Raw genomic sequence first — 2,662 nt, 5'->3', positions numbered from 1 at the left:
CCGCCTGGCCTGGTCCAGCGCAACGTGGTCGCGCTCTCCGGCCGCGCGGTCGAGGCGGCCGGCGACGTCGACGTCCTGCTCCTCGACAAGACCGGCACCATCACCCACGGCAACCGCCGCGCCACCGCCCTCCACCCGCTCCCCGGCGCCGCCGTCGAACAGCTCGCCGAGGCCGCCCGGCTCGCCTCGCTCGCCGACGAGACCCCCGAGGGCCGCTCCGTCATCGAGCTGACCGACCGCCAGTACTGGGTACCACCGCGCGCCGAGGGCGAACTGGGCGAGCAGACCACCGTCCCGTTCACCGCGCAGAGCCGGATGAGCGGCGTCGACCTCGCCTGGCCCGACGGCACCACCTGCCTGGTCCGCAAGGGCGCCGCGAACGCCGTCGCCCACTGGGTGGTGCGCTCCGGCGGCCGCCTGCCGATGGAGGCCAAGCCGCTCGTCGACCGGATCTCCGCCGCCGGCGGCACCCCGCTGCTGGTCGCCGTCCACGACCGGCACGGCGCCCGCGCGCTGGGCGTGATCGAGCTCAAGGACGTGGTCAAGGAGGGCATCGCCGACCGCTTCGCCGAGCTGCGCCGGATGGGCATCCGCACCGTCATGGTCACCGGCGACAACCCGCTCACCGCCCGCGCGATCGCCGCCGAGGCCGGCGTCGACGACTACCTCGCCGAGGCCACCCCCGAGGACAAACTCGCCTACCTCAAACGGGAACAGGCCGCCGGGAACATGGTCGCGATGACCGGCGACGGCACCAACGACGCCCCCGCCCTCGCCCAGGCCGACGTCGGCGTCGCCATGAACACCGGCACCCCGGCCGCCAAGGAGGCCGGCAACATGGTCGACCTCGACTCCAACCCCACCAAACTGATCGAGATCATCCGCGTCGGCAAGCAACTCCTCATCACCCGAGGAGCGTTGACCACCTTCTCGATCACCAACGACGTCGCCAAGTTCTTCGCGATCATCCCCGCGATGTTCGTCGGTTCCCACCCCGGCCTCGCCCACCTCAACATCATGGGCCTGCACAGCCCGACCTCGGCCATCGCCTCCGCGATCATCTTCAACGCCCTGATCATCGTCGCCCTGATCCCGCTCGCCCTGCGCGGCGTCCGCTACCAGCCCGCCTCCGCCACCGACCTGCTCCGCCGCAACCTGCGCGTCTACGGCCTCGGCGGGCTGATCCTCCCCTTCCTCGGCATCAAGGCCATCGACCTGCTCGTCCAGTTCGTCCCCGGCCTCGGCTGAGGCCGGGAGAACCGGCAGCTCGTCAAGGCCCCGTCAAGAACCGGGCTCCGGCCGTCATGGTGCCGTCATCGGCCGGACCGGCCGCCCCGCCACGGCGTTCCATGAAAGCAGTGCACCATCGGGTGTCACGTGACCGAGGCGAGGCGAGCAGCCATGACCGGCACCACCAGAGTGATCGTCGGACTCAGCGGATCACCGGGCAGCCTCGCGGCGCTCCACCGCGCGGTGACCGAGGCGGCCCGGCCGGACGCACCTGCCCCGGAAGCAGCCGGTCAGCGGCTGTTGTCCGGGCGGTAGACGCTGAGGTTGCCGTAGGCCGGCAGGACGCCGGCCAGGTCGCCGGGTTCGGCTCGCAGAACGGCGTCCAGGAAGGCGAGGCTGGCTGCCGCGACGACGCGCGGGCTCCCGGTGCGGCCCAGGGAGCCGACTATCGAGGGCACGGGCGGCAGATACAGGGGGCCGTCCATGAACGTGAGATGTGCGGCGCCGGGGATGGTGAGCCGGTAGCTCGTCGTGGTGCTGGCCTTGAGCGCCTCGGTGAGACGGGGTACGTAGCGCGGGTCGGTTGCCGGGGTGATGGTCTGGGTGAGCGCGAGCGTCGGCTGGTCGAGGGAGGGCGAGGCGGGGCCGTGGGGGTAGCCGTCCAGATCGATGACGGCGTCGAACCGGCGATCCTGCCGGGCTGCCTGCAGGGCGGCGGCACCACCCATGGAGTGGCCGGCCACCGCGGCCCGGGCGGTGTCCAGGCGTCCGCTCAGCGGGTCGGCGATCTCGCCTCGGTCCAGGCTTTCCAGCTGGGTGAGGACGAAGCCGAGGTCGGCGGCTCGAACCGCTGTCCAGCCGGCCGCCAGTTCCTCGTCCTTGTCCGGGTCGCCGCTGGAGGCGGTCTCGGTGTTGACCGTTCGGCCGTCGGCGAGGACGACGGCGGCGGAGTCGTACGGGTGGTCGAGGGCGGCGACCACATAGCCGTGGCTGGCCAGTTCCTCTGCCCAGGCGGTGTTCTGGGTGCGCACTCCGCCCGACCCGGGAGAGAACAGTACGACGGGGAACCGTCCCCCCGTGCTGTCCACCGGGGCGTCGAAGACCGAACGGGTGCGGGCACGCGGAACACCGTCGACCAGGAAACCCGGCAGGCCGGCCTCGCGGGCGAGGGCGTCGGAGACGGTGCGCGCCTCGTGCTCCGTGCGCCCGAGGTACTGGGCCCGCTGCGCGCCTGCGGGGCTCTTCTGCGTGGGGTACCAGAGCTGGACCACGACCGTGCGCCGGTCGTTCGGATCCGCGGTGAAGGTCTCGGGGCGGCGTGGGTCGGTCCACTGGACCACGCGGGTGCCGACCGCGAAGTCGCCCGACGGTTCGGGGAACACGGGGACGGGAAAGGCCCAGGGGCCGGCCGGGCCGTTGGGGTTGAGGCCGG

The 2,662-nt window shown here is 72.5% G+C and carries 2 protein-coding genes; one reads left to right on the top strand and one right to left on the bottom strand.

What is annotated here, in order from left to right; genetic code table 11:
• On the top strand, positions 1-1,248 hold a 1,248-nt coding region (kdpB, locus tag C2142_RS41270), incomplete at its 5' end, for a potassium-transporting ATPase subunit KdpB (RefSeq protein WP_241003058.1).
• 272 nt (positions 1,249-1,520) lie between these two features.
• Here kdpB and C2142_RS37285 read toward each other — a convergent pair.
• Positions 1,521-2,662, bottom strand: a 1,142-nt coding sequence (locus tag C2142_RS37285; RefSeq protein ID WP_241003057.1) for a dienelactone hydrolase family protein, incomplete at its 5' end; no start/stop codon positions are given.

It is taken from the genome of Streptomyces sp. CB01881, assembly GCF_002953255.1.
Lineage (GTDB): Bacteria > Actinomycetota > Actinomycetes > Streptomycetales > Streptomycetaceae > Kitasatospora.
The sequence above is the reverse complement of the archived record's forward strand: the minus strand, read 5'-3'. Positions and strand labels throughout refer to the sequence as shown.